Source organism: Roseofilum acuticapitatum BLCC-M154 (assembly GCF_030068475.1).
GTDB classification, from domain to species: Bacteria; Cyanobacteriota; Cyanobacteriia; order Cyanobacteriales; family Desertifilaceae; genus Roseofilum; species Roseofilum acuticapitatum.
In genome coordinates, this window is the sequence record NZ_JAQOSP010000090.1 from 20,399 (window position 1) to 46,693 (window position 26,295).

The following is a 26,295-nucleotide window of genomic DNA, read 5'->3' on the forward strand; positions in this document are numbered from 1 at the left end:
ATACTGTAGATTGCTAGGACTAAATAAATAGGGTTTATTTTACCGTAGAGCGCCAAAGCTGATCAATACTGACGATTTGGTACTCCTGCTCTAAAAGCAGGGGTAGGATCTGCTCGGTGGTTTCAGCTACGCTCTGACCCCCATACAGACCATCATGGAGAACAATCAGAGAACCCGGACAAACGGTTTCTATCACCCGTTTCACCACCAGGGGAACCCCTGGATTAACCCAATCTTCGGGAACCACAGTCCACATCACCGGCCGATAGTTCCATTCTTTCAACAGTTCTAGGGTTTGGGGGGTAAAGACTCCATTGGGGGGCCGCACATCCCGAAATTGCGATCGCTTTTTGCCATCTAAATTACAAGCCTCAAGAATGGCGGTTTGGGTTTGATATAACCCTTGGTAGAGTTGCTCCGGAGTCAGTTGGGGAAAGTTCTGATGGGTATAGCCATGTAACCCGATCCAATGCCCCTGATTGTAAACAGCTTTGGCGACTTCTGGATACTGTTTAACCCGTTGTCCGAGCCAAAAGAAGTTGGCTTTAACTTGATGGGTTTCTAAAACTTGTAACAGCTCTAGGGTGTATTGGGGATGGGGGCCATCATCAAAGGTGAGGGCGATCGCCTTTTGATCCGGATTTCCCCGCCATAAACACGCTGGAAACAGGGATTTTAAGCCTTGATATAGGATCGGATAGAGGGGATAAAACTGGAGAGACATGGCCCTACTTACTTGAATAACCGATAGCGCTCTAGCAAGGTTTCTAGAGTTTGGGGAAGGATATCTTTTAACTCTTCTGCGGATTCAAAAGAGAGACGGTTTTGGGGAGAGACATCAAAGGGAAATTGTCCCGGAAACTCGGAACGCTCCATTTGTGCTAGTAGAATTTGTTCGGGTCGTTTGATAGAGAGAGCATATCCCATTTCAACACAGACATAGGGACTGGGGATTAGATGGGTTGCTTCTGAAGTTTCCACTTGCGTCACTGGAGTCCCATCGGCAATGAAGAGCAAGCTTTTGCGAATGCGACGCATCAGGGGATTATGGAGACGAATGGGGGCTTGATTGGGACGATGGGAGGATTCTAAAGTTAGGGTAAGCCGCGATCGCCGATTCAGATCGATAATGGTTTCTTCTAAGGCTTCCTGTAACATCTGACTCGATTCTCCATACTCCTGCTGATAGCAGAAGAAGATCATCGGATCGAGATGGGCCATCACTTCCTGTTTGGTAAAGTAAATCTCATGGCTCGTGAGGTCAATATTGGAGATGGCATAACCCCCACTGCCTTCGATATAAAATTCAATGGTTTCCCCCTGCAAATATCTCTGAAACCAAATGGATTGTTTGACTTCTTCGCTATCTTCGAGGAAATCAGCACGCAAAGCAGATTTGAGTAAACTTTGCTTACTCAAGCGCATATCTGGGGGGCGTTTTTCTAGTTCTGGAATCGGCTCATATTCTTGGAGATACCAAGCCTTCAGCGCAATAATGGCCATAAGCTTTTGTCAGGGAGAATTCTACTTATCGATTGTAGCGGATTAAGGAATTTCCCTGCTGATTTTCTGGTTTGATTACTTTTAAAAGCACAACTGCACCCGAATAGTTCCCTGAAATCTTCCTTGCTTAGGTTAAGTCTATTTGGAGGGAAATGGGTTTATTTCAATCCCTTTTCTTACTCCCAGTTTACCTACTTTTAAGGAAAGACCAGCCACCGATTGGATGCAGCTTGTACTTGGAGAGACAGATGATAGTGAAACAGTGTTTTACCTCTCAAACTAATAGAAATAGACTGTTTAATCTGCCGATGAAGCTTTTCTTTTAGCTCCATAGTTTTAATATAGGGGATAGTTTAATCTCAATCAAGCAATTGAGATTAAACTTAACAAAGAACCAGGATCTTGCTCGCTCGTTACTTCCAGCGAGCAAGATGCTCGCACTACGTCATATTGCTTATTGGCTTCCCCTTTAACTGTTTATTAACCCCATGAGTCTAGATCTAGGGCTTTCGAGCCGCCTTGTTGGAGTTGAACTAAGACTTGACGGAGTTGATACCAAACCAAGCCACTGACAAATAGGGTAACGGGGAGGGAAATGAAATAGGCGATCGCCGTGGGAAAGCCAAATACCGCCAACCCCGAAGACAAGAACACGCAAGCACCGACAAAAATGCCTGTAAATGGAAACAGCAGTTTTGGCCCCTGAAGGCTGGTAATCTCATAATCGCTAGATTTGGATGACCAGAGCTTTGCTGCTTCCGTCAATGTGGCATAAAAGGCTGCTCCTGATGTCAAACTGACGAGCAAACCAATGATCAATAAGGCATAGGGGGGTTGTGCGGTATAGTACACGAATACTACTCCTGGGTGCAATTGAGATAATAGAGTTTCCCTAGGGAGTATATCGGACTCCTTAGACTTTTAATAGAGTTGTGGGTCAACTTTGTAGTGCGAGCGTCTCGCTATCATTTAAGCAAGCGAGCAAGATGCTCCCACTCCTGATCATTTAACAAGCGAGTAAGATGCTCCCACTCCTCGATTACCCCATTTTAGTTATTGTGTGAAAGCAGCGACGGAAGGCAAGAGCAGAGCCGCTCGTTCTCTGGAAAAATCGGCGATCGCCCCCCAAGCCGCATCGAGCAAGCGACTCGGTTCGATATCATCCTGAATTAAATGCCAGAGACGCTGCACTTCCTCGGTGTGTAGGCGGTCATTTTCCGTCAGAGCTAAGACAATTTGATGGCGCAGATATTGCCCCTCTTCCGAGAGCAGGTATTGTAAACCTAACTGGGCTGTGGGCATGATATCAAAGCCACTATCGGAACGGGCGATCGCCAGCATATTCTCTAGCCGATCCCAACGGAACTTCCCATCTTTAATCAGCACCTCTAACAACCGCCGTCTTAGACTGGGAGTTTCCCCCGTTAGCAACCGTTGTGCCACATAGGGATAAGCAATTTCCACAATTCTAAAATCAGGATTAATGCTCAGAGCCAATCCTTCTTGAGTCACCAGCGATCGGATAATCAAAGCAAATTTTGCGGGCACTCGGAAGGGATACTCGTACATAATTTCCGAGAACTTATCCGTAATTGTCTTAAAGTTAAAGTCCCGAACACTTTCACCAATAATATCGCCAAACACCGCTTCTAGAGCAGGGATAATCGGTTGAATATCCGTATCTGGAGTCAGAAAACCCAACTTCACAAAGTCTTCTGCCAACTCCGTATAATCCTTATTAATCAGATGAACGACTGCATCAACTAAGGTTTCTTTAGCCGTCTGATCCAACTGATCCATCATGCCAAAATCAATATAGCCCATTTGCGCCCCAATCCCTGACGGGCCGGAGAGGGCAAACAGATTGCCTGGATGGGGATCGGCATGGAAAAAACCAAACTCTAATAACTGTTGTAGTCCTGTAGTTACCCCAATGCGGATAATTTTATCGGCATCTAAACCCGCTTCGGTAATTTCGGCGGTACTGGTGAGTTTATAGCCATTAATCCATTCTAAGGTCAGAACTTTCTTGGCGCAGTAATTCCAATAAATTTGGGGAACTTTAACTTGGGGATGATAGCGAAAGTTTTCGGCAAACTTTTCAGCATTTTTTCCTTCATTAATATAGTCAATTTCTTCAAACAGCTTTGTGCCAAATTCATCCACAATTAGGGTCAGGTCATGGCCCAAATTCAGGGGCAGAATGGGCGAGAGCCAACGGGCAGCCCAGCGCATCAGGTATAAATCGAGGGTGAGAATCGGGAGTAGGTTGGGGCGCTGAACTTTAATAGCGACTTCTTCCCCACTATGGAGCCGTCCTCGATAAACTTGACCTAAGCTGGCAGCAGCTACTGGATGGGGGGAAATTTCCAGATAGGTTTGGGAGATGGAAGCTCCCAGTTCTCTCTCGATAATCTCAAAGGCGGTTGCATTGGCAAAGGGGGGCAGGCGATCTTGGAGTTTGGTTAACTCTTCGAGAAAGTCTTTGCGAATTAGATCGGGGCGGGTAGAGAGGGCTTGACCGACCTTAATATAAGTTGGCCCGAGGTGAGTGAGTAATTCCCGGAGCTGGGTAGCCCGTTTGGGGCGATTTTCTTCGATTTGGTTCCTGAGTTGATCCCATTTCAGGGAGAAGATAAACCCTAAAAAAGCCCCGACTAAAGTCACAATTCGATAGAGACTTTGCCAAGGGCGGAATCTATAGTAGCTGGCGATCGCCTGGGGATCGTATCTCCTGAGCCGCTCAAGTGGATGTTGCTTCACGCTCACTGATGCCTCTTGATAATCACAATTTTGACCATGGAAATTGTTAGATTTCTATCTGCCATGGATAGATTTTATTAAATGTCCACCATTGACCTATGAGAATTCTGGGATTCTGGGTAAGTGTCTTAGCCTTTCTCCTGGATTCTATTGTGCTAGGGTGGACGGGGTTTTTTATCTTTTTCTTAACTATAGTACAAAAAACTTCAACTTTTCTCATGTTTTTATTAAGCAATGTAAAAGATTCGCCTGGCGCTCTGGTCTGCTTAACCGTCGATCCCCTGGCACTATAAGGCATTTTTCAGGCAATCTACGACCCGCTCTTGCTGCTGGGGAGTTAATTCGGGGAACATGGGCAAGGAGAGAACTTCTTGGCTCAGTTGCTCGGTAATGGGCAATTGCTGGGGTTGATAGCCTAAATGTTCATAAACGGGTTGCAGATGCAAGGGAAGGGGATAATAGACTGAGGAAATTACCCCTTGCTCCCGCAGACGCACTTGCACGCGATCGCGATACTCTGGATCGGGTTTCTGCTGACCCTTAATGCGAATCGTGTACTGGTTCCAAACCGACTCTCCACCCTCAATCTCTTGGGGTAAGACGATGCCGGGAACTGATGCCAAGAGCTGATGATAACGATAGGCAACTTCTCTGCGTTGCTGATTCCATTGGGCTAAATACTTGAGCTTAATGCTTAAGATAGCTGCTTGTAGAGCGTCTAAACGGGAATTAACCCCCGTCGCTTCATACAGATAACCCCTGCGTCGCCCATGATCGCGCAACAGACGAACTCGATCGCCGATTTCCCCATCCCCCGTGGTGAGTGCCCCCCCATCCCCACAGGCGGCTAGATTTTTCGTTGGGTAAAAACTAAAACAGCCCACATCTCCCCAACTGCCCACGGGAGAACCGGCCCAGGCCGCCCCCGCAGCTTGGGCACAATCTTCAATCACCTTTAAATTATGGGATTGGGCGATCGCCATTAACCGGGTCATATCCACCGGTCGGCCAAACAAATGTACCGGAATAATCGCCTTCGTCTTCTCAGTAATAGCTGCTTCTACCTGGGACAGATCCAGATTAAACGACTCCTCCTCCACATCCACAAACACCGGAGTCGCTCCTGCCATGGCGATCGTCTCGGCTGTAGCAATAAACGTAAAGGGTGTCGTAATCACCTCATCTCCTGGCCCCACACCCACCGCTCGCAGGGCTAAATATAAAGCATCCGTCCCCGAATTGCAGGCCACACAGTGATGAACCCCCACGGCTTCGGCAAACTGTTCTTCAAAAGACTCGACCACCGGGCCCCCAATGTAGCGACCCGAAGCCAACAGTTCTAGTACCGCAGCTTCTACCTCCGGGGCGATCGCTTGGTATTGTTGGGTTAAATCAACAGGGGGAATGTTGTTCACTCGCTTACACCAAAGTTTGTAATTTTTACTTTAGACTCAAGGCTTATGTCGGTCTATCCTACCAGCAAAGTCCGAGGATTTTCTGGTTAGGATACAAAAGACCAACCCTGAAGCAAATAACTGTTTGCCAAGTTCATGGTAAGCCAGTATCCTGCTTATGGAGTCTCTGCTGTAGCCCTGACTTGTATGATCTGGGATTGTGGATTGAACTGAGGAACTATGCCAACTTTGCAGAAATTTATTGGTGTGAGTGTGGGCGCTGCGATCGCGTCAGCGATGGGGAATATTATCGCCGTGATAAATCCTAGCGCCAATGGTGCGGTTTTTGCCAGCGATCTCCTATTAGAAACGAGCCAACCGGAACCATCTTTTGAACCCCAGACCTCTCTGGAGAACCAACAACCGCTCTCATCACCACTTCCCCTAGAGGAAGAGGTTAAATCTACAACCTCCGATCCCATCACTGGCCCAGGAGGAGATCCAACTTCTTTAACTGAACCTTCTCCAGCTTCGCTGTTGACTAATTTAGAAGTACCCAGGAGCGATCGCCAAACCGAGCAAACCCTGAATAGCCTAGTTAATGAGCATTCCCAAGATCTATCCCCAGAAGATAAGGCTTGGGTGAGTCGTTTACAAGCCGCCTTAACTTCCGATCCCAGCCAAAATCCCCTCCCAGAAACCTTAGTTTCTCCCCATGTGGCTCAAAGTGTCTCGGATCAATTGGCTCCTCTGTATCTCGATCCGAGTCCCAACCCCTTATTATTTCCTACCACGCCCTCAGAAGTAGCCATTGAAGGAACTCAACCCTTAACCCTCAAACAGGCGATCGATTTAGCGCGGCGCAATAATATTGAGCTACAACAAAGTAAGCTACAGTTAGAGCGATCGCAAGCCCAACTCAGACAAGCCTTAGCCGCTAAGTTACCCACTCTTAACTTCCAAGGGGATCTACAACGCTCTCAAAGTGGCAGTAGCGAAATTAGCGCCAGAAATACAGATACTTCCTTGGGCGATCCCGATTCCCCTCGCAACTCTTTGACTGGGACAGTTGAACTGCGCTATGACCTGCTCACATCAGGCTTGCGATCGGCCAACATTACCGCCGCCGAAAAACAAGTTCAGATCAATGCCCTTCAGGTCGAAGTGATTGAGGAACAAATCCGCCTAGATGTAGCAGAACAGTATTATAGGTTGCAAGCAGCAGCAGAACAATTACGGATTCGTCAACAATCCCTTCGACAAGCCGAGCAAAGTTTGAAAGATGCCCAGGCTTTAGAGAGTGCTGGAGTGGGGACAAGGTTTGCGGTGCTGCAAGCTCAAGTGCAAGTCGCCAATGAACAGCAACGACTGACAGAGGCGATCGCCGACTTAAGAACCGCTCGGCGTACGCTCGCCCAGATTTTGAATATGCCCCAAACCCTTGATGTATCCGCCGCCGATCCCGTAGAAATCGTCGGTCGTTGGCAACTCTCCCTCGACGATAGTATTATCCTCGCGTATAAAAATCGGGCAGAATTAGAGCAACGTTTAATCGAGCGAGAACTCAATGAAGCCCAGCGTGATGCTCGGTTAGCCGGATTAAAGCCCCAAGTCGCTCTATTTGCCAACTATAACGCCCTCAAATTATCCTTCGACGATCCCCTCCTCTCCCAAGGCACTGGAGATGGCTATACCCTAGGAGCGCAACTGAACTGGACGCTCTATGATGGGGGCAGAATACGGGCCCAAGCAGATCTTGAAGAAACAGAAATTGAACTGGCTGAACAGCAGTTTGCTGATAATCGCAACCGTATCCGCTTAGAAGTTGAGGATGCCTACTTTCAGCTCGTCTCCAGTTTTGATAACATTCAAACTTCCATTGTTGGTCTAGCCCAAGCAGAAGAAGCCCTGCGACTCGCTCGGCTGCGATTTCAAGCTGGAGTGGGTACGCAAACCGATGTCATTAACTCGGAAACTGACCTCACCCAAGCCCAATTTAACCAAGTGCAAGCGATTTTAGGCTATAACGTGGCTGTTTCTCGTCTGCAACGAGCCATTAGTAACCTACCCCCTACCCCTACTCCCTAGTGCCATGACCGCACTAAAAGAAGTCAGGAAAAGGCAGTCGTGCCAGCATCTTGCTCACTTGCCATAGCGAGCGAGACGCTCGCACTCTTTAAAACCGAATAGGCCAAATGAGTGCAGTCACACCAGTAGCTATGTTTCCGAAAAGCGATGGACAATGCTTTCTGCTTGACAAAGCCGCTCAATGACCTGCTCTGAATCCATCAGTCGTTTGAGAACCACTTGGCCGATGGTTTGGTTGCTGGCAGAATCGCCCATGGGTTTAACCTCCACCATCAGAACCGCCTCTTCTACTCGATAGAGCCATAGGGTTTGGTTATGTTCAACAATTCCCATATTGAGAGGCTCAATTTCGGGTTTTCTACGCCAAACGACTTCATTCCAAATTCCGCCAAATTCCCAGACTCGGCCAATAATCCATCCATCTGATAAGAAAAAATATTTTACAGACAAGGTTCCGGCACTCCACACAGATGTTGTTGATGATTCAAATAGCTTAACCTGCTCTGAGTATGACGTTAAGCCCTATTTACAAGATTTAGGGCAAAAAGAAAAAGGGGTTGACATAGATCGTCAATTTTCTGTAAGGTGCTGTTGTCGAAAAGATAAAAACTCAATAAAACCAATGAGTGCTAGTAAAAGCAGCTTTAATTTTAAGACTTCAGAAGACTTTGAACCCTCGTCTTTAGGCCAGTCTCTCTGTATGAATTTTGAAGCTGCTATACGTTCATTTACTGAAAATCCCGATGAAAGAATTCATGGTGCATTAAGCGGCTATATCTATGATGTGCCCCAATTTCCAGGCGATCGAGTTAATGGAGGGATTCATTACGCAAAATATGTCCAATTACCTACGTCACTCATTCCCCAAAAGCAACCCTCTCTATTAAAAGAGTTTGCAGGATGAAAAATATGTCTTGGCTCATTCATTCAAACCTAGTCGTGAAGATATGAAGACTATGCTGAGGCGTTCAGGGTGGAATCACTTGCAGTCAGCAACAGATTCTGATGGTCAGTTTCATATCCATCTTGCCAAAGTAATCTTTGCTCCTGAGTCATAAAATTATTCCCTCCCTCCTCACATTAAGGAAGAAGGGGCTATTTTCTTTTTGGTAACGCTCTGCTGATACAAATGCCCGTGAAATGACCGTATCATACTCCAGGGATAAGTTGGCAATAAATTCACTGGTCTTCTTAATCTCTTCCCGATAATCAAAAGTTCTGTTTAACACAATTAAAATATCAATATCAGAATCCTCCTTTGCGTCTCCCCTAGCCTGAGATCCATACAAAACCAAGGTATCTAAAGCATCTTGATAATGCTCATCAAACCATTGTTGAGCGATTAGAATAATGGTTTCTAAATCTTTATGTTTCATACCATCACCAGTCATCATCTCCCTTCAATCCCTCAAGGTGTCGATCCTGCATTACTGAGTTATATAGCATTTTGCTCGACTCTATGGTTACTGTACCTAGAGTCATAATTTTGGGTTAACCCCTTGACAAGAGTGAAAACCTAGTGTAACTTAAGTAAAGTGATGCGGGTATAGCTCAGTGGTAGAGCGTCACCTTGCCAAGGTGAATGTCGCGCGTTCGAATCGCGTTACCCGCTTTTATAGGTTAAAATAAGTTGTCGTCTAGTTAGGTTTTTGCCGCTAAACTAGATAGAGATCGGGCTTTGGTAACATCAACAGGTCAAAGTCGATCAGGCTCTCTTGCATCGAGAAAGTTCTCAATTCATCTGAAATTAGATTATGGGTGACTTGTGCAGTCCAAAAAAGCTCAAAAAATTGATTTGACGACCCATGATTATCCTTGTCCTTGTCGTTGTCAAGGTCGCTTACAGCCGATTTTGCTCACGGAAGCGTTTGGGTGCGATCGCTGTCAGAAAATTTTTGCCGTTGAGGAAAATGGATCGGTGCTGCAACAGGTTTCTACCAGTTCTCCCTACAAGAAAGCTTGGTACTGGACAGGGACGCAATGGGCGGCAGTACATTCAGATTTAAAGGAATATTACTTACCGGTGGGTTTATCGATCATTTTAGTCTTACCCATTGTATGGTTATCCTTATATTTTCTTTTAGCCCCATCAGGGTCAAGTATCATGGTGTGGATATTCATTCCCTTGATCCTGCTCCTGTTGCTGGCACTGATGAAATGGCTGGTGTATCGACGCTCTTCTTAAAATGATGTAGATGACTGATCCATGACTTCATCCAATGACCTTTTAGAGGATGTGGGCGCTTCCCATCAAGCGTCTTTAATTCTGGCAAATACTTCGAGTCCACTGCGCGATCGCGCCCTGAAGATGATGGCGGAGATTTTAGATAGCTCTGTCGATCGGGTGTTGGAGGCTAATACTTTAGATTTAGAAACCTCTCGCGAGATGGCGGTTCCGGATCTGATTTTGGAATGGCTTAAGTTAACGCCGGAGCGCATTCAACATACAATTCAAATTTTAAACCGCTTGTCGGAGTTCCCCGATCCCCTGCAAGAGGTGATGAATGCGTCCTATCAAGTGGAAGAAGTGCAAACCTATTGCCAGCGAATGCCTTTAGGGGTGGTGGCTTTGGTGTATGAGGCGTTTCCGGAGTTAGGGGCGATCGCGGCGGGTTTATGCTTAAAAACGGGGAATAGCTTGATTTTACGGGGCGGAAGCGAGTCTTCCCATACTAATCATGTGATTGCTGAAGCGCTACAAACGGCTCTGGAGGAGGTGGGTTTACCGAAAGATTCGTTAATCTTGTTACCTTCAGAACAGGGCGCTCCGATTCGAGATGTGATTCGCCAAGACCAGCAGATTAATTTAGTGATACCCTATGGTCGGCCGTCGTTGGTGGAACAGGTGGTGCGACAAGCGACTGTACCGGTGTTGCGATCGGCTATGGGGAATTGTTATTTATATTGGGGAACGTCAGGCTCTTTAGAGACGGTTCGCCATCTGATTATTGATTCCCATGGGAGCGAACCCGATCCAGTGAATGCCATTGAGAAGGTCTTGATTGAACAAGGCCAAAGTTCTGCGGCAATGGTTTCTTTGTGGAAGTCTTTGAAGGAAAAAGGTTTTGAACTCAGAGCCGAGCCGGAATTAGCCGATCGATATGAGGAGTTGAAACCGGCGGAACCGGAGGAATGGAGTGAGGCTTATTTAGAAAAAGTGGTTACATTTAAGCTGGCGGACAATTTAGATGAGGCGATCACCTGGATGAATGAACATAGCAGCGGCCATGCCAATTGTTTAGTCACCCAATCCTATAACGAAAGTCGCAAGTTTGCCCTAGGCATTAACAGCGCTTCACTTTACATTAATGCCAGTCCCCGATTTTATCGCTATCGCAGCAGGGGCAATACGGTATTTTTAGGCATGTCCAATCAAAAAGGAGTGCGCCGAGGTTTGATTAATTTAGAAGCTTTAACTACAGTAAAGTACATTATTCAGGGCAATACTTAATTGTAGATAATATGTACAAAAAATACTGTAGGGGCGAACGGCCGTTCCCCCCTACATCATCTCCCTTGATCGCAATTTATTGACTCAATTTTGGTTCTAGCTTAATGTTAGTCGCTAATCCCAAAATCTGAAGCAGTCGAATCGTCATCCAAGTGATATCAATTTCCCACCATTTTACGCCATGGCGAGCGGAATATTGATAAGCATGATGGTTATTATGCCATCCTTCACCATAGGTAACCAGGGCAACCCACCAGCAATTTTTGGAGTGGTCATGGCTTTCATGGGTGACATAACCAAACTTATGGGTGGCACTGTTGACGAACCAAGTGCAATGGAAGACAACGGCCAAGCGGACAAATATGGGCCAAACAACAAAGGGCCAGCCGCCGAGGAAATATAATAGGAGGCCAAAGGCAACTTGGATGAGGACAAAATTCTTTTGTAAAAACTGGTATACAGGGTCATCTCCAATATCTTTGGTAAATCGGGGGACTTCACTGCGTTTAGGAATAACATGCAAAAGCCATCCCATGTGACTCCACCAGAACCCAGCATTAGAATCATGGGGATCGGCTTCGGTGTCGGAGTAAAGATGGTGCATCCGATGGAGTCCAACCCAATCGAGTACGCCACCTTGACAAGCTAAACTCCCACAAAAAACGAGGAAATATTCTAACCATTTGGGAGTCTGGAAACTTCTATGGCTGACTAAACGGTGAAATCCTAGGGTGATGCCTAATCCACCGGTAATCCAGTGGAGGACTAGAGCTAATCCGATGGCAGACCAACTAAAGTTACTAGGGAGGAAGGCAAATAAGGCCGCTAGGTGAATTAATAGGAAGTAGCCAATGTTGACCCAATCTAGGGGATATTTATTGGTTGTCGCAACACTCATGCAGTAATCTCAATCTATAAACAATGCAGGTTATCCTGCTGTTTGGAACGATCGCGCCCCTTTATCCATTGGTAGAGACAGATGAATCCCATAGAACAGATCCAAGAGGCACAACATGCACTCGCCCCTACTTTTTCTCGCGTGGATGCTCAAATTAAGCATAATCTCCGAAAAGTTTTGCAGGCTTTTCGATCGCAGAAGGTGGGGGTACATCATTTTTCTAGTGTAACGGGTTATGGTCATAATGACTTAGGGCGGGAAACCTTCGATCGGGTTTTGGCTGAGGTGATGGGAGCGGAAAGGGCGATCGCCCGCGTGCAGTTGGTATCGGGAACCCATGCGATCGCCTGTGCCTTGTTTGGGGTATTGCGTCCAGGGGATGAGCTACTGTCGGTTGCGGGCGCTCCCTATGACACCCTGGAGGAGGTGATCGGGTTGCGGGGTGAGGGGGCAGGATCGCTGATTGAGTATGGCATTACCTATCGGCAGTTGGAGTTAACGCCAGAGGGTGAAATCGATTGGGAGGCTCTCGCGCAAGGGGTGAGGAAGCAGACGCGGATGGTGTTGATTCAGCGCTCTTGTGGTTATTCTTGGCGATCGAGTTTGTCAATTACGGATATTGCCCAAATTGTGGAAATGGTGAAGCGCCAAAATCCCGATACGGTCTGTTTTGTGGATAACTGTTATGGGGAGTTTGTCGAAGACCGAGAACCGACGGAAGTGGGCGCGGATCTGATGGCGGGGTCGTTGATTAAGAATCCCGGTGGAACCTTGATGACGGCGGGTGGGTATCTGGCCGGTCGTTCTGAGCTGGTAGAGCGGGCTGCCTGCCGTTTGACGGCCCCTGGAATTGGCAGTACGGGAGGGGCCACGTTTGATCAGCATCGCCTCCTCTATCAGGGTTTATTCTTGGCTCCGCAGATGGTGGGGGAGGCGCTGAAGGGGAATTATTTGGTCGGGTATGTGTTCGATCGCCTGGGATATGCGGTTAATCCTGCTCCTTTGGCTCCGCGACGGGATCTGATTCAGGCGATTCGCTTGGGTTCACCAGAGAAATTAAAGGCGTTTTGCCGGGCGATCCAACAATTTTCTCCGGTGGGTTCCTATCTCGATCCGGTTCCGGGGGAGATGCCGGGATATGAGAGTGAGTTAGTGATGGCTGGGGGGACGTTTATTGATGGCAGTACCTCCGAGTTGTCTGCCGATGGGCCATTGCGGGAACCCTATGTGGTGTTTTGTCAGGGGGGAACCCATTGGACGCATGTGGCGATCGCGCTGGAAGAGGCGATCGCTGCTGTAGAGTCCCCATTGTAGGGGCGAACGGCCGTTCGCCCCTACCCAGGTCGATCGCTTAAATCAAGCCATTCGGCAATTCAACAGAGACAAACGTCAACTGTTGCAGGGTGAATTGACCAGTCAAAACACCCAAGACTTGGTTCGTAGCTGTAATACTCAACACCGTATTACTGCCTTGGGTCGTCACCGTCAGACCTGCCGGAGTCAAGTTACCCGTTAAGCCAATCAGATCGACTCCAACTTGGTAATCTTGGATGAGATCCGCTTCAGCAACTGTCGCCACGGCTGTACCAGTGCGGAGGACAAACAGATCATTACCGTTGCCACCGACTAAGGTATCCGTACCGAAATCTCCGCTCAGGATATCGTTACCATCGCCACCATTGAGCAAGTCATCGCCCTGGCCGCCGAATCCGGTATCGTTACCTGCACCACCAGTAACCGTATCGTTTCCGCGATCGCCCATCAGCGAATCATCACCCAGGTCACCACTGACCAAATCATTCCCTTGACCGCCAAACGCAGTATCATTACCCTGGCCGCCAAACACCTGGTCATCGCCAGTATTAGCACTCACCCAATCATTACCGGCATTTCCATTCATGAAATCATCACCATCCAACCCAAGGAGGGAGTCATCACCCCCCAACGCTAGAATGGTGTCATTACCCGTTGTCCCTTGCAAGGCATCATTCTGCCCATCCGTTCCCGTAATCACTCCAGGAGTCGGAGTCGGTGTTGGGGTTGGTGTAGGACTGGGACTACTCGACGGAGGAGCCACGGGGTCAGTAACAGGGCCAGATGGACTTGGACTTGGAGTCGGGCCAGGATTGGGATCAGGATCGGGATCAGGATCGGGATCAGGATCAGGCGTTGGTGCAGGCGTTGGAAATTCAGCCAGAATAGCTGTACTCGTCAAATTACCAACCGTCTCAATCACTCCAGTACCACCAGTAGTACCTTCAGTAGTTGAGAAGTAATTTTGAATCTCCAGATCGTCAGCCGCATTAAAAGCACCGTCATTATTGAGGTCAACAATCAAACTCGTACCATTATTGGCTTGACGGAAAACGCCTACATTACCAGCAGTCGCCAAAGGTGTACCCGGTGTTGTATTAATCTCTAGGGTGACACCGGTCAGCTCCAGTTTATCAGCAGTACCCCCAGCATCATTAATCTTGCTATTTTTAGCATTTGTAGTATTGAGATTATAGGTATCGCTTTCGAGTCCGGCTTGCAAATTCAGAGACCCAGCCGTTCCCCCAGTAATCGTATCAGCTTGTCCAGAACCGAGTACAACTTCAATATTCGTAAAACCGTAAGTTTTTCCATCACCGGTTGCTGTACCTGCTCCTGCGGCTCCCAGAGTAACAGTAAAGCCAACTGCTGCTTTGGCAAAGGAAATCCAGTCTGTATCACCAACCCCTCCATCAAAGGTTGAGTTAGCATCATCTCCATTGATGACTAAAGTATCATTGCCAGCATCACCTGAGAGAATACTCTGGCCAGTACCTCCCTCTAGATAGTCATCACCCTCTCCGCCAAAAAGAAGGTCAAGTTCTGTTCCTCCCACTAAGCTGTCATTACCGGCATCACCTTGTAAAACATCAATTCCTTGACCACCGATAATCGTGTCATCACCAGCTCCTCCTTTCAGGAGTTGGTCATCACCATCACCCCCATCAAGGTAGTCATTACCCTCACCCCCATCCAGTAGTTTGTCATTATCCGCTTGTCCGAAGAGCCTATCATTACCATTGCCGCCGCGCAGGTCATCAACGCCATCTCCACCGTCTAGGGAGTCATTGCCTTCTTCGCCTTCTAGAGTATCAATGCCTTGACCCCCAAGGATAGTATCGTTGCCATCGCCACCTTTAAGAACAATATCGTTTCCATCGCCACCATCAATATAGTCCGCTTCCGTACCCCCTGTAATTTGGTCATCACCACCTCCTGAGATCAGGGAGTCTTCACCAGCATCTCCTTGAAGGGTATCATTACCCTCGTTACCAATCAGGGTGTCTTTACCAATGCCACCGACTAATGCATCATTTTCTATACCCCCATCAAGGGAATCATCCCCATCATTACCCACTAGATTATCATTGCCTGCACCCCCTAGAATAGTGTCATTTCCAACTCCTCCATCCAGGAGGGTATCGTTACCATTACCCCCATCTAGGAAATCATTACCTGATCCTCCTAGAAGTTGGTCAGTGCCATCACTACCAAGTAAGGTATCGTTATCTTCATTTCCCTGAAGGGTATCATCACCGAAACCCCCATCTAAAAAATCATTTCCGGCTCCTCCAATTCCTGTATCATTTCCAAAATCTCCAAGGATATTATCGTTTCCTGTGCCTCCATCCAGATTATCGTTGCCTTCTCCACCATTAAGGATATCAACACCATCTAATCCTCGTAAGACATCATTGCCATTTAAGCCCGTGATAATATCATTCGCTGCTGTTCCTTGCAGGTTGTCATCACCGCTAGTTCCTGTGATAAATGCCATAATTGCTGTACTCCAGAGTATTTGCTCAAGATAGGATCTTAGAAGACTAATGCTAAGTAGGCTAGTGATGGTCTTACAATACGCCAACCTAGCCTTTTCATATTAGCTCCACATTGCCAGGTCTACAGACTCATTAATGTTAATTCCAGATTATTTTTTTGATGATACGATAGAGCAAGATGAAGGCAAAATAGTTAATTTTAGCATATTTTATAAAAGTTGACTAGGTTTGATATACGGAATTCAAAAGAGCAAGAGTTTTTGTGGGTAAGATATCTATCTAAAGATCGCTTTTAAGCTGAGGATAGTGAGTTAAAAAATAAGTCAGTAAAAACTCTCATATTTTTGGTGAAATTACTAAAAAATTTCATATTAGTTAATGTAAAGTAATAAATTTTAAGTGTTTATACTGATTTAATGTAAAGCTTTTGTGAATTAGGCTAAAATCATATCATGTGTAACAAAAACTATCGTCTGTATGGATTAAGATAAAAGTTTCTAGTCTAAAACTCAAGGATTTTGGTGAGCGAATCAATAATGTACCTGGATAGGTAATGGGAAACTATAAAAGCTGAGAGTTTTCCTAGTATGTTGATGGGAGGCTGTGGTTAGATCGTGGTGGGTATAAAAGACAGTAAGCTGAATCAGGGAATGTTTATGAGTTATATTTTACGGTTACTGGCGATTACGGCGATCGCCTCCTCGATCAGTATTCTCACTCAATTTAGCCTTTCAAATAGTCAAGAGATCGATCGGAGAGTAGCTCAAAGTGGAAACCCATCGACCCAATCAACTTTACTTGACAATAGAAGAGATCGCCGAATTCCTCTCCTCCTGACAGGTTTAGGACTCAGCAGTGTTATTTTTATCGCCAATATATTGAAGAACAACCAAAGCAAGATTATCCTTCAACCCTTTGAAGATGAATCTATCCAAGAAAATTTTCAAGATTTAAATCATATCTTATTAGAAGCTAATCCAGCTTTTTTTGTAGCAATTGGTATGGATGGTAAAGTTCAAAAAGTGAACCAAGCTATGCTAGATCGTTTAGGATATACAGAAGAAGAAGCGATCGGTTTAGACTATCTTTCTCACTTTGTACCTGAAGCAGATTGGGCGGCCTTATCTCCCGTATTCGAGCATCATTGCCATTCCTTAGAACCCACTTGTACCCAAAATCACATATTAACGAAACAAGGTGAAGAAATTTTAGTCGAGTGGCATGGCCGTTCTATTGCTAATCCAGAAACTCATAAAATAGAATACTTCTTTGGCTTAGGTATCGATATTACCGATCGCCAACGTCGAGAAACAGAAATCCATCTTCTCTATCAACTGACGCAAGCAGTTAGTAAATCTAAAAACTTTGATTACGCCTTGGCAGTTACGATGGAACTGATTTGTGAAGCGACAAGTTGGGATATTGCTGAAGCATGGATACCTTCAACTCAAAAGCAAGAGCTAGTGTGTAGTCCAGTTTGGTATCAACAAAGTCAAATTGCTCCAGAAATATCTGAAAAAATTAAACGATTTAGAAAAGTGAGTGAGCAACTTACATTTGTTCCTAATGTGGGTTTGCCGGGTCGAGTTTGGAGTTCGCAACAAACCGAATGGATTTTTGATGTTTCTCAGGAATCGAGGAATTGGTTTCTGCGGAATAAAGCGGCGGCTGAATCAGGCATAAAAGCGGGGTTTGGTGTTCCGATTTTAGCAAATCATCATGTTTTAGCTGTTTTAGTTTTTTTCAGAAGAAGACCTCAAGAAAAAGATCCAAAACTGATGGAATTAGTGGCTTCTGTCGCTATGCAATTGGGATCGGTGTTTGAATCAAAGCAAGCGGAGGCAAAGTATCGGAGCATTTTTGAGAATTCCATGGAAGGCATTTTCCAAACGACTCCTGAAGGTAAAATAATTGGTGCTAATCCCGCTTTAGCTGAAATTTATGGCTATGAATCTGCGGAAAATTTAATTAAAAACATGGCAGATGTTGAGCATCAATTATATGTTCATCCAGAAAGTCGGCAAGAATTTAGACGGTTATTAAATGAGCAGGGATTTTTATCTCAGTTTGAAGCAGAAATTTATCGACGAGATGGTAGTATTATTTGGATTTCAGAACGGGCTAGATCCGTTGAAGATTCCCAAGGAAAGTTACTCTATTATGAAGGTTCTGTTGTGGATATTACAGAACGAAAACAGCAGGAAAAAAAGTTGCGTTATTATGCGTCCCATGATTCGTTAACCGGATTAATTAATCGGGCCTATTTTCTGAAAGCTTTAGCAAAAGCTAATGCTCGATATCATGAGAATCCCAACTATCGATTTGCGGTTTTGTTTATTGATTTAGATGGGTTTAAGGGGATTAATGATAGTATGGGCCATTGGGTGGGAGATTTGTTGCTGATTGCGATCGCCTGGACTCTAAGACAGTGTATCAGCGAACACGACACCATTGCTCGATTAGGGGGAGACGAATTTACCATTCTGGTGGAAAACCAGGATTATCTGCAAAATGTAATTAATATTGCTAATCGTATTCATAAACATTTAGAACAACCCTTTAAGTTAGGGGGTCATGATTTATTTATGCAGGCGAGTATTGGTATTGCTTATAACTTGCCGGAAAGCCAAGATGTGGATGATGTTCTCCGCAATGCTGATATTGCCATGTATCGAGCTAAAAAACAGGGTAAAAATTGTACTGTGGTGTTTGATTGGGCAATGCGGCAAGAAGCCATGGAGCGAATGCAAATTGAAACGGATTTGCGTTTATTACTCTATCCAGAAAATAAAAATAATTCCCATCCTGGAGAATTGTATGTCTATTATCAGCCCATTGTGGCTTTAGGAACGGGTAAAATTGCTGGGTTTGAATCCTTGATCCGATGGTATCATCCGGAGAGGGGGTTTGTTTCGCCTGCGGTATTTATCCCGGTTGCTGAAGAGTCAGGTTTAATTGGAGCCATTGGTGAATGGGTTTTATTAGAAAGTTGTCGGCAATTGAAACAGTGGCAAACAGAATTTCCTGAGTTTTCCCGTTTAAAGATTAGTGTGAATTTATCCAGTCGTCAGTTAACGCCGAGCTTATGCGATCGCATTGATGGTATTCTAGCCGAAGCTGACTTACTGGGTAAATACTTGAAGCTAGAGATTACGGAAACCGCGATTATGGAAGATCCTGACAGTGCAATCGCCATTTTCCACGAACTCAAAAAACGAAAAATTCAACTTTCCATTGATGATTTTGGTACGGGATACTGTTCTTTGGCTTACTTACATCGTTTCCCGGTGGATACCCTCAAAGTCGATCGTTCTTTTGTACAAAAAATGTCCCAATGGGGAGAAAATGCTGAAATTGTCCATACCATTATTTCTCTTGCTCATAGTTTAGGTATGGAAACCATTGCCGAAGGGATTGAAACCATGGCTCAGATGCAACAATTACGGGGTTTAAATTGCACGTTTGGTCAAGGTTATTTTTTCTCTAAGCCCTTGGATTCGGAAAGCGCGACTCGACTTTTAAAGGACAAGAAGCGCTTTTCAATTAGCTCAAACTTGCACGTACTTTAACCCCATATTCTGACTCAAAGACATCTTTTTTATCTTGAATACTCCAAAGTTCTAATTCACAATTGTCATTTTCATGGGCGGGCTTAAGTTTCAAGTATAATTCTTTTGTAGAAGGGTTATAATGACAAGTAAATGACTGAACTGCCCCAATTTGTCGGCGGTCTAGAGCGACGGCTAATCGTAAAAAGGGACTGACTTGACTGACTAACTGGCGATCGCTCTTATGCATCAAGTTAGCATAGTTTTCATGCTTTTTCTTGGGGGCACTTTTACGATGATAGCGGGCAATATTTGCAATAATTTCTACTTCATTTTCCGTATATCCGAGTAATTCACCATGGCGAATTAAATAATAGGAATGTTTATGATGGGCGGCATGGGACACATACACCCCACAATTGTGTAAAATGGTGGCTACATAGAGGAGTTCTCGCTCTGAATTTTCCCAATAATGGAGAATTCCTTGGGTTTGATCGAACAGATGCACGGCAAAATTGGCCATGCGCTGGCTCGATTCTAAATTAACCTGATATTTCTGAGCCACTTTGAGAACGCTGCGATAGCGAACTTGACTTTGATATTCTAATTTATCTCCGATTAAACCATGGGTGAGCATCCAATCGACAATAATGCCTTCTCGGAGGGCACGCTCGCAAATCACCAAAGAATTCATCCCCAATAACTCCATCGCTTCCTGGAGAATTAAAGCACCGGCAATAATAATTTCCGATCGCTTTTCGGACATTCCTGGAATGTTTGCCCGATCGCTCTCTGGCAACTTCCGCAAACGCTCAATGATTTTTTGTAAGTTTTTCAGCTTTAGCTCATAACCCGTTAAGGGAGTCGGTTCCATGCCTAACTGCTCCCACGCATCGATGCAGGCAAGGGTTTCAATGGTTCCCGATGTCCCCACTAACCGGGGAGTTTCACCCGGTTCCAGATAACTTTGTAGCTCTTCAACCGCTCGCTCTAACCGCCCTCGAATATAGGCTTTCAGATAATTAAATTCGCGATCGCTGATCGGATCGGTAGTCACAAACTCCGTCGTTAATCGTACCGCTCCAACCTTGGTACTACTCAAAGAGCGAGGCTCTTGGCCATCCCCCAAAATTAACTCCGTCGATCCCCCCCCAATATCAATCAGAGTATGGGGAAGACCCTGAAAGTCCATCCCCGACAGCACTCCCAGATAGATTCGTCGCGCTTCTTCCGGGCCAGAAATCAGGTTCACCTCTAAGCCAATTTCCGATTTAATCTGCTTGAGAAAATCCCGGCCATTAGGAGCTTCTCGCACAGCACTGGTCGCGACTGCGACAACTTGATCCACCTGTAAACTTTTAGCGATCTGTAAAAAACGGCGAAATGCGGCGATCGCCCTCTCCATGATCTCCACCTTCAGCTCCCCTGTTTTCGGGTCGCGATCGCCCAAACGCACCGTTTCCTTTTCCCGATCGATAATCGTAAACGCGGGTAAAGTCGGATCGATACGAACCACCACCATATGCACAGAGTTCGTTCCCACATCGATCGCCGCTAAAATCTGGGGCGTTTCTGGCTTCGGAAACGTCGGAGTCTGAATCAGCGTTGGGGATTGGGAGAGAGTATTAACCATGATGCTATATCGGCCTAAGCTTTACGATCCAGGGTATCTTTAAAAGGGACTCAATTCACCCTTTCTATGATTGAACATATTGTCTTATTTCAATTTCAGCCCGATACTTCACCCGAAGCACTCTCTGCATTTCTCACTGGACTTAGGGGATTAAAAGGCAAAATTCCCCAAATTTTAGCCCTATCCTGCGGCGAAAATTTTTGCGATCGCGCCCAAGGCTTTACCCATGGCTTAGTCGCTCGCTTCCAAGATGTTTCCAGCTTAAAAGTCTATCAAGATCATCCCGCCCATCAAGAAGTGGTACAAACACTCATTAAGCCCATTGCTGTTAACATTTTAGCCATGGATTATGAGATTCCAGAAGAGGGCGAATAGGATCGGGGAGATGGGGATGTTGTAGGGGCGGGTTCACCCCAAATTTAGGCTACCCACCATCAATGACGTAAACCCGCCCCATCCCGGCGATCAATTTTTAATTGAACCGGGGATAGGGAGATGGGGGAATGGAGCAATGGGGAAAAGTCCCTCTCCCGTGGGAGAGGGATATAGGGAGAAGGCAAAACCATGGAATTTGAGCAAGTTCGGACGGCATTTCAACAGATTTGGGGATATGACGATTTTCGCTATCCCCAAGGGGAAATCATTCAGACCTTATTACAACAACAAGATGCCCTAGTGGTGATGCCCACCGGTGGCGGAAAATCCATCTGTTTTCAACTGCCTGCCCTACTCCAAAACGGAGTAACTTTAGTCATCTCTCCCCTCGTGGCACTGATGGAAAATCAGGTACAAGAATTGCGCCAACGCAACCTTAAAGCCGCTTCTGTCCATAGCGAACAGCCCACCTATGTCCGCAAACAAGTCTTTCGACAACTCGAACAGCAGCAACTCAGATTACTTTATCTGTCTCCCGAAAGCTTGCTCAGTCCTCCCGTTTGGGAGCGACTTTGTTTACCCAAACTTCGCATTAATGGACTGATTTTAGATGAAGCCCATTGTTTAGTGCAATGGGGGGAAACCTTTCGCCCAGCTTATCGGAGATTGGGGGCCGTTCGTTCTGCCCTATTAAAGCATAAACCTAGGGGAACCCAATTAGCGATCGCCGCTTTTACCGCTACTGCCGATTCTCGCACCCAATCCATTCTTAAACAAGTCCTAGAACTCCAAGCTCCCCAAACTTTTCTCCTCAACCCCTATCGGGACAATCTCCATTTAAGGGTTAACATTGCTTGGTCACCCAAAGGACGAAAAAACCGAATTTTACAGGTTCTCAAACGAGCTAATGGGCAAACCGGATTAATCTATGTTCGCACCCGTAAAGATAGCGAAATGCTCTCCCAATGGCTCCAGCAGCACCAGTTAAGCACAGCAGCTTATCATGCCGGTTTAACTCCAGAGCAACGACGAACCATTGAAAATCAATGGTTTGAAGAACAAGTACAAGCGGTAGTTTGTACCTCAGCTTTTGGCATGGGAATTAATAAACCCAATGTGCGCTGGGTGATGCATTTTCATCCCCCCCTGCTCCTCTCCGAGTATATGCAAGAAGTGGGCAGAGCAGGACGAGATGGACAACCCGCCAAAGCCATTACCTTAGTCAGTGAACCCACGGGATGGCTCGATCCTGGAGATAAACAAAGACAAAAGTATTTTATGGGACAACAGCGATCGCTCCAACAACTCGCCCAAAGTCTAATCCATACCCTACCCCCCCAAGGCGATTTACGTCAGATGATCCAATCCCATCCCCAAGCTGCTCTCGCTTTATCCGTGCTGCATAGTCAGGGAAAGCTGAACTGGAATAGTCCCTTTCATTATCAAATCCTATCGAGTTCCCCCTCTAGCGACTTCGACAATAATCGAGCGCTAAAACAGATGCAGCGCTATTGGATAACTTGTAGCTGTCGCTGGAAATTCCTGTTAAAAGCCTTTGGATGTAATGTAGCAGATGATTATCGCTGTTTACATTGCGATCGCTGTGTCAGGAATAAATACAGCCTTGATGGTTAGTGAATTTATGATAGGGATAATCGATCTTGGGGTTCAGGAATGGAGCGCCCCAGTTCTTTTGCTGTTTCTATCCATTCTTGAATGACAATTTCGGCATTTTGTACCGCTTCTTGATAAGTTGCTCCATCGGCTGCACAGCCAGGCAGTTCAGGGACTTCTGCAATGAAGGCTTGATCGACTTCACTCCAATAGAGAATGATTTCATAACGAATCACCATTTTGATCTCCCAGTTGATATTTCAAAAATATATTCCGCACTTGTTTGACTTGGTAAGCCTTGGCTTTTCCTTGCTTGGATTGTAGATTAATGATTTCCTCCACACCGACTTTTGAGAAAATGTGATGACTCCCTCGCACTCGTTCTTCAAAACCTAAGCTCTTGAGAAGTTCACAGAGTGGATTGAAGGGAATATTGGTGTCAGAATTCCCCAGCAAGATTTTCATTAGTAGTTTATCTCGCTGACTCATTTGAGTTTCCTCATCTTCCTGAATATGGTCGAGACTGCTTGACTTCGCTCCATTGGCAATGACTGGGTTTGATATCACTTATGGCTTTTTCTGGAGAGCTTGCATTTCTTCTTGCACGCTCATGCCAATTTGAAGAGCTTGACCAAACAAATCACCATATTGACTTGCTTCCTCACTCATCTGCACAATCTTTAAAGGTTCTAGGTTCATATTAAAGTCAGTTGACCGAAGCTTGGGGTTTTCACGAAATGTCTTTTCAATTCTTAATGCACAAATCAGATCGGCTCTCATTATCTTAAATGCTTCCATCATGCGTTCTTTATTTTTCAATCGCTTTGTTCCACCAGAACGCTCGGCTTCATCCAATGCATCTATTCCCTCAATCAAGGAATTATAATCTTTTATATGTTGGTTTAATGCTATGAATTTATTATTGTTCATCTTGTCTTTGTAATAATGAAAAAATATAATTATTGAAGAGGGTACGAAAACAATAGTCCACATGGATGTAAAGCGCATAAATTCATCAATTGTTAAAGGTTGGTTTACATAAACGGAAACAAGGAAAATCAAAGTACCCAGAAGTAGTCCAACCAAAATCCCCACGGGAAACCCATAAATCAAAGACAAAATAAACCGTTTATTAGGATCATTTAAATTAGAAATAATCTTGAATTTCTTATTTGTAAGATGAGCAGCTTGTAAAATCTCTTCTTCTGATATTTGTAGACTGAGAAAATTACCTTTAGACATAAATATAATCTCCTGAATATAGAGTCGTCAGCACTTACCTATGGGAAATGTTGTTTTTGTTCCTCGCAATAACACAAATGGATGATGGGGTATAAACCCTAGTTGTGCTAAAGATACATCTATTCTACCCAAATCGCCCAAAATGCCCCAAAGCGCAATACTATAATACCCATGGTTATCCTTTGCTCATTAGGCCAGATGTTCCATGACCCGATTATCACCAGATGAACGTAACGCCCTGTACACCGTGGAGTCGGAACGGGTGGGGATTCATAAATCCATTTTGGCAGGATTATATGAGGTGCAGCAAAAACCCCAACTTAAGGATGGAGAAACAGGACTGGGAATTTCCCCAGCGAACCGTATTGCCTTGGAATCCGTTGATGATTTTGAAGGTCAGGTCATCTATGCCGCTAATACCATACGGGCGATTACGGATACCCTGATTAGTCAAGGATGGCAAGGGGATGACCTTTGGGATACGACCCTGGGTTACTATAGTAAAAAATTTATTGAGCGGGTGGCTGAGGGCTATTCGCCGCCACCGGAGGAAGTCAAAGCAGCCCGTTTAGAGCCTTGTAATGGCAAAAAACTCTATGAAATCTATGTCAAAGATTTACAAACCGACTATAGCCTAGAAAACCTGCCCTCGAATCTCTCCTATCTGGATATTGCCCTGTTATCCCTGGTGGAGCGCATCCCCCAATATTATCAAGGCTTGCCCCATCAACGGGATGGACTGCTAGAAGTGTTTCGGATCTGGCGTAACTTTGATACCCGTGAAGAGGCGATCGCCGCCCTCACCAATACCCCCCCCTCCACAGCACCCAACTGGGAAGAAACCCACATCGACCCACCCCTACTCGACTTTCTCACCCGACTCTCGCGCAATTATCTCGGCTATCCCCATCAACGGGAAGCCCTGATCCGCCTCACCCAACTCTGGCGCAACCTGGACTCTAGAGAAAAAGCCATCTCTTCCCTAGAACGGGACACCTCCCCCGAACCCGCTCTCTTTTATCTCGACCCCGCCCTCATTGCCTTTGCCCAACGAGTTCCCCAATACTACACCGGTCGCGGATACCAGCGCCAAGCCCTCACGGAAGCCTTCCGCATCTGGCGCAAACTCCCCTCCCGCACGGCAGCCCTAGCGGACCTAGGCTTAGAGGTGAAAATGCTCAGAAGCAATACCACCGACCCCAATTTACTTGCCAATACCGCCGCCCAACTCGATCGAGAGTTACTCAATTTTGTTAAGCGTGTGCCCTTTGCTTACAGCGAAGAAGAACATCAGCGCAATGCCCTGATTCGCATGGTGCAACTGTGGCGAGGACTAGACTCAAGGGAAATTGCCATTTATACTCTCTTTGAAGACCTGAAGCGGATGAATAACACCCACCGCAATAGTCCGGAAGCGCCTCGTCAACCGGGGCCTGTAGTTTTGCCTCCCCGTCCCAACCGTTGGACTCCGAATAATATTCAACTCCATGCTTCTATTATTCCAGGAGGCTATTTCACTTGGGCTGAAGCCACCCATGGCGGGACGCGACTGCCTCCCAATCAATCCACGGTTAATGCTATTGTCAGAATAGCGGTTTTAGCACAACAGGCCCGCGATCGCATCGGTCGCCCCTTCTATATCACCAGTTGGTATCGTCCCCCCGATATCAATCAGCGCGTGGGGGGAGTCTCTAATAGTCGGCATATTGTGGGAGATGCCATGGACTTCTATTGTGACGGCCTCACCGGAAATCAGATTTATTGGTTCCTCGATCCCTGGTGGCCAGGGGGTTTAGGGCGATATCAAAACTATCCCTATATCGCCCATATTGATGCTCGTAGCTATCGAGCGCGATGGGTTCGCTAAAATTTGAGGCCGGATACGATCTCGCCAAATCTCAATCGCTCATTAAAAAAACACGCTCAAAAAGAACCAAGGCCTACAATAGAACAAAGCTCCTAGTCGGTGACCTT

22 protein-coding genes and 1 tRNA gene are annotated in these 26,295 nt (G+C 45.9%); 10 read left to right on the forward strand and 13 right to left on the reverse strand.

Annotated features, from left to right (window positions below; all coding sequences use genetic code 11):
- Window positions 1–34: 34 nt before the first annotated feature.
- The 5 genes from PMG71_RS13425 to PMG71_RS13445 all read right to left on the reverse strand — a co-directional run bounded on the left by PMG71_RS13425 (window position 35) and on the right by PMG71_RS13445 (window position 5,681).
- On the reverse strand, window positions 35–724 hold the full coding sequence (locus tag PMG71_RS13425) for a polysaccharide deacetylase family protein (protein ID WP_283754206.1): 690 nt from the start codon (window positions 722–724) through the stop codon (window positions 35–37).
- An 8-nt stretch (window positions 725–732) separates the two neighbouring features.
- Entirely contained in the window at window positions 733–1,503 is a 771-nt protein-coding gene (locus tag PMG71_RS13430; protein WP_283754207.1) for a hypothetical protein, read from the reverse strand.
- 480 nt (window positions 1,504–1,983) lie between these two features.
- Entirely contained in the window at window positions 1,984–2,355 is a 372-nt protein-coding gene (locus PMG71_RS13435) for a hypothetical protein (protein WP_283754208.1), read from the reverse strand.
- A 201-nt stretch (window positions 2,356–2,556) separates the two neighbouring features.
- Window positions 2,557–4,266: an ABC1 kinase family protein gene (locus PMG71_RS13440; protein WP_283754209.1), complete on the reverse strand. Its 1,710-nt coding sequence runs from the start codon at window positions 4,264–4,266 to the stop codon at window positions 2,557–2,559.
- 287 nt (window positions 4,267–4,553) lie between these two features.
- Window positions 4,554–5,681, reverse strand: a complete 1,128-nt coding sequence (locus tag PMG71_RS13445) for a DegT/DnrJ/EryC1/StrS family aminotransferase (RefSeq protein ID WP_283754210.1) — start codon at window positions 5,679–5,681, stop codon at window positions 4,554–4,556.
- 219 nt (window positions 5,682–5,900) lie between these two features.
- Between PMG71_RS13445 and PMG71_RS13450 the strand changes: the two genes are divergently transcribed.
- Window positions 5,901–7,748 (forward strand): TolC family protein, encoded by a 1,848-nt coding sequence (locus PMG71_RS13450; protein WP_283754211.1) that lies wholly within the window; start codon window positions 5,901–5,903, stop codon window positions 7,746–7,748.
- Between the two features lie 129 nt (window positions 7,749–7,877).
- Here the strand turns inward: PMG71_RS13450 and PMG71_RS13455 are convergent, their stop codons facing one another.
- A complete protein-coding gene (locus PMG71_RS13455) occupies window positions 7,878–8,198 on the reverse strand; it encodes a hypothetical protein (RefSeq protein WP_283754212.1) in 321 nt (106 codons plus the stop codon).
- Between the two features lie 172 nt (window positions 8,199–8,370).
- Between PMG71_RS13455 and PMG71_RS13460 the strand changes: the two genes are divergently transcribed.
- Window positions 8,371–8,652 (forward strand): hypothetical protein, encoded by a 282-nt coding sequence (locus tag PMG71_RS13460; protein WP_283754213.1) that lies wholly within the window; start codon window positions 8,371–8,373, stop codon window positions 8,650–8,652.
- 148 nt (window positions 8,653–8,800) lie between these two features.
- On the opposite strand, the gene PMG71_RS13465 is transcribed toward PMG71_RS13460, so the two are convergent.
- Complete coding sequence (locus PMG71_RS13465) at window positions 8,801–9,142, reverse strand: nucleotidyltransferase domain-containing protein (RefSeq protein WP_283754214.1); 342 nt, start codon at window positions 9,140–9,142, stop codon at window positions 8,801–8,803.
- A 146-nt stretch (window positions 9,143–9,288) separates the two neighbouring features.
- Here PMG71_RS13465 and PMG71_RS13470 point away from each other — a divergent pair.
- From PMG71_RS13470 to PMG71_RS13480, 3 genes are all read left to right on the forward strand, one after another.
- Window positions 9,289–9,360: transfer RNA gene (locus tag PMG71_RS13470), tRNA-Gly, on the forward strand.
- Window positions 9,361–9,513: 153 nt separating this feature from the next.
- Window positions 9,514–9,933, forward strand: a complete 420-nt coding sequence (locus PMG71_RS13475; RefSeq protein ID WP_283754215.1) for a hypothetical protein — start codon at window positions 9,514–9,516, stop codon at window positions 9,931–9,933.
- A 21-nt stretch (window positions 9,934–9,954) separates the two neighbouring features.
- A complete protein-coding gene (locus PMG71_RS13480; protein WP_283754216.1) occupies window positions 9,955–11,199 on the forward strand; it encodes a glutamate-5-semialdehyde dehydrogenase in 1,245 nt (414 codons plus the stop codon).
- 76 nt (window positions 11,200–11,275) lie between these two features.
- On the opposite strand, the gene PMG71_RS13485 is transcribed toward PMG71_RS13480, so the two are convergent.
- A complete protein-coding gene (locus PMG71_RS13485; RefSeq protein ID WP_283754217.1) occupies window positions 11,276–12,097 on the reverse strand; it encodes an acyl-CoA desaturase in 822 nt (273 codons plus the stop codon).
- Between the two features lie 81 nt (window positions 12,098–12,178).
- Here PMG71_RS13485 and PMG71_RS13490 point away from each other — a divergent pair, with 81 nt between their 5' ends.
- Window positions 12,179–13,411 carry a methionine gamma-lyase family protein gene (locus PMG71_RS13490; protein WP_283754218.1) on the forward strand — a complete coding sequence of 411 codons (1,233 nt, stop codon included), beginning with the start codon at window positions 12,179–12,181 and terminating at the stop codon, window positions 13,409–13,411.
- Window positions 13,412–13,448: 37 nt separating this feature from the next.
- On the opposite strand, the gene PMG71_RS13495 is transcribed toward PMG71_RS13490, so the two are convergent.
- On the reverse strand, window positions 13,449–15,908 hold the full coding sequence (locus PMG71_RS13495; protein WP_283754219.1) for a calcium-binding protein: 2,460 nt from the start codon (window positions 15,906–15,908) through the stop codon (window positions 13,449–13,451).
- Window positions 15,909–16,565: 657 nt separating this feature from the next.
- Between PMG71_RS13495 and PMG71_RS13500 the strand changes: the two genes are divergently transcribed.
- Window positions 16,566–19,478 (forward strand): EAL domain-containing protein, encoded by a 2,913-nt coding sequence (locus PMG71_RS13500; RefSeq protein WP_283754220.1) that lies wholly within the window; start codon window positions 16,566–16,568, stop codon window positions 19,476–19,478.
- Here PMG71_RS13500 and PMG71_RS13505 read toward each other — a convergent pair.
- The gene (locus PMG71_RS13505; protein ID WP_283754221.1) at window positions 19,453–21,090 is read right to left on the reverse strand and encodes a Ppx/GppA phosphatase family protein; all 1,638 of its coding nucleotides are present in this window, start codon (window positions 21,088–21,090) and stop codon (window positions 19,453–19,455) included. The genes PMG71_RS13500 and PMG71_RS13505 overlap by 26 nt on opposite strands.
- A 66-nt stretch (window positions 21,091–21,156) precedes the next feature.
- On the opposite strand from PMG71_RS13505, the gene PMG71_RS13510 reads away from it, so the two are divergent.
- Both PMG71_RS13510 and PMG71_RS13515 read left to right on the forward strand, forming a co-directional pair.
- A complete protein-coding gene (locus PMG71_RS13510; protein WP_283754222.1) occupies window positions 21,157–21,465 on the forward strand; it encodes a Dabb family protein in 309 nt (102 codons plus the stop codon).
- Between the two features lie 189 nt (window positions 21,466–21,654).
- A complete protein-coding gene (locus PMG71_RS13515) occupies window positions 21,655–23,100 on the forward strand; it encodes a RecQ family ATP-dependent DNA helicase (RefSeq protein WP_283754223.1) in 1,446 nt (481 codons plus the stop codon).
- 5 nt (window positions 23,101–23,105) lie between these two features.
- Here PMG71_RS13515 and PMG71_RS13520 read toward each other — a convergent pair whose 3' ends face one another.
- The 3 genes from PMG71_RS13520 to PMG71_RS13530 all read right to left on the reverse strand — a co-directional run bounded on the left by PMG71_RS13520 (window position 23,106) and on the right by PMG71_RS13530 (window position 24,321).
- Entirely contained in the window at window positions 23,106–23,318 is a 213-nt protein-coding gene (locus PMG71_RS13520) for a type II toxin-antitoxin system HicB family antitoxin (RefSeq protein ID WP_283754224.1), read from the reverse strand.
- Window positions 23,302–23,568 (reverse strand): type II toxin-antitoxin system HicA family toxin, encoded by a 267-nt coding sequence (locus tag PMG71_RS13525; RefSeq protein WP_347179285.1) that lies wholly within the window; start codon window positions 23,566–23,568, stop codon window positions 23,302–23,304. The genes PMG71_RS13520 and PMG71_RS13525 overlap by 17 nt, the downstream gene beginning before the upstream one ends.
- Before the next feature lie 78 nt (window positions 23,569–23,646).
- On the reverse strand, window positions 23,647–24,321 hold the full coding sequence (locus tag PMG71_RS13530; protein ID WP_283754226.1) for a hypothetical protein: 675 nt from the start codon (window positions 24,319–24,321) through the stop codon (window positions 23,647–23,649).
- Between the two features lie 205 nt (window positions 24,322–24,526).
- Here PMG71_RS13530 and PMG71_RS13535 point away from each other — a divergent pair, with 205 nt between their 5' ends.
- Window positions 24,527–26,188 carry a D-Ala-D-Ala carboxypeptidase family metallohydrolase gene (locus PMG71_RS13535; RefSeq protein ID WP_283754227.1) on the forward strand — a complete coding sequence of 554 codons (1,662 nt, stop codon included), beginning with the start codon at window positions 24,527–24,529 and terminating at the stop codon, window positions 26,186–26,188.
- Window positions 26,189–26,295 lie beyond the last annotated feature (107 nt).

Coding starts and splice junctions, on each gene's coding strand:
- PMG71_RS13425 (WP_283754206.1), bottom strand. CDS start 724: ATGTCTCTCCAGTTTTATCCCCTCTATCCGATCCTATATCAAGGCTTA.
- PMG71_RS13430 (WP_283754207.1), bottom strand. CDS start 1,503: ATGGCCATTATTGCGCTGAAGGCTTGGTATCTCCAAGAATATGAGCCG.
- PMG71_RS13450 (WP_283754211.1), top strand. CDS start 5,901: ATGCCAACTTTGCAGAAATTTATTGGTGTGAGTGTGGGCGCTGCGATC.
- PMG71_RS13460 (WP_283754213.1), top strand. CDS start 8,371: ATGAGTGCTAGTAAAAGCAGCTTTAATTTTAAGACTTCAGAAGACTTT.
- PMG71_RS13465 (WP_283754214.1), bottom strand. CDS start 9,142: ATGATGACTGGTGATGGTATGAAACATAAAGATTTAGAAACCATTATT.
- PMG71_RS13480 (WP_283754216.1), top strand. CDS start 9,955: ATGACTTCATCCAATGACCTTTTAGAGGATGTGGGCGCTTCCCATCAA.
- PMG71_RS13485 (WP_283754217.1), bottom strand. CDS start 12,097: ATGAGTGTTGCGACAACCAATAAATATCCCCTAGATTGGGTCAACATT.
- PMG71_RS13490 (WP_283754218.1), top strand. CDS start 12,179: ATGAATCCCATAGAACAGATCCAAGAGGCACAACATGCACTCGCCCCT.
- PMG71_RS13495 (WP_283754219.1), bottom strand. CDS start 15,908: ATGGCATTTATCACAGGAACTAGCGGTGATGACAACCTGCAAGGAACA.
- PMG71_RS13500 (WP_283754220.1), top strand. CDS start 16,566: ATGAGTTATATTTTACGGTTACTGGCGATTACGGCGATCGCCTCCTCG.
- PMG71_RS13505 (WP_283754221.1), bottom strand. CDS start 21,090: ATGGTTAATACTCTCTCCCAATCCCCAACGCTGATTCAGACTCCGACG.
- PMG71_RS13510 (WP_283754222.1), top strand. CDS start 21,157: ATGATTGAACATATTGTCTTATTTCAATTTCAGCCCGATACTTCACCC.
- PMG71_RS13515 (WP_283754223.1), top strand. CDS start 21,655: ATGGAATTTGAGCAAGTTCGGACGGCATTTCAACAGATTTGGGGATAT.
- PMG71_RS13520 (WP_283754224.1), bottom strand. CDS start 23,318: ATGGTGATTCGTTATGAAATCATTCTCTATTGGAGTGAAGTCGATCAA.
- PMG71_RS13525 (WP_347179285.1), bottom strand. CDS start 23,568: ATGAGTCAGCGAGATAAACTACTAATGAAAATCTTGCTGGGGAATTCT.
- PMG71_RS13530 (WP_283754226.1), bottom strand. CDS start 24,321: ATGTCTAAAGGTAATTTTCTCAGTCTACAAATATCAGAAGAAGAGATT.
- PMG71_RS13535 (WP_283754227.1), top strand. CDS start 24,527: ATGACCCGATTATCACCAGATGAACGTAACGCCCTGTACACCGTGGAG.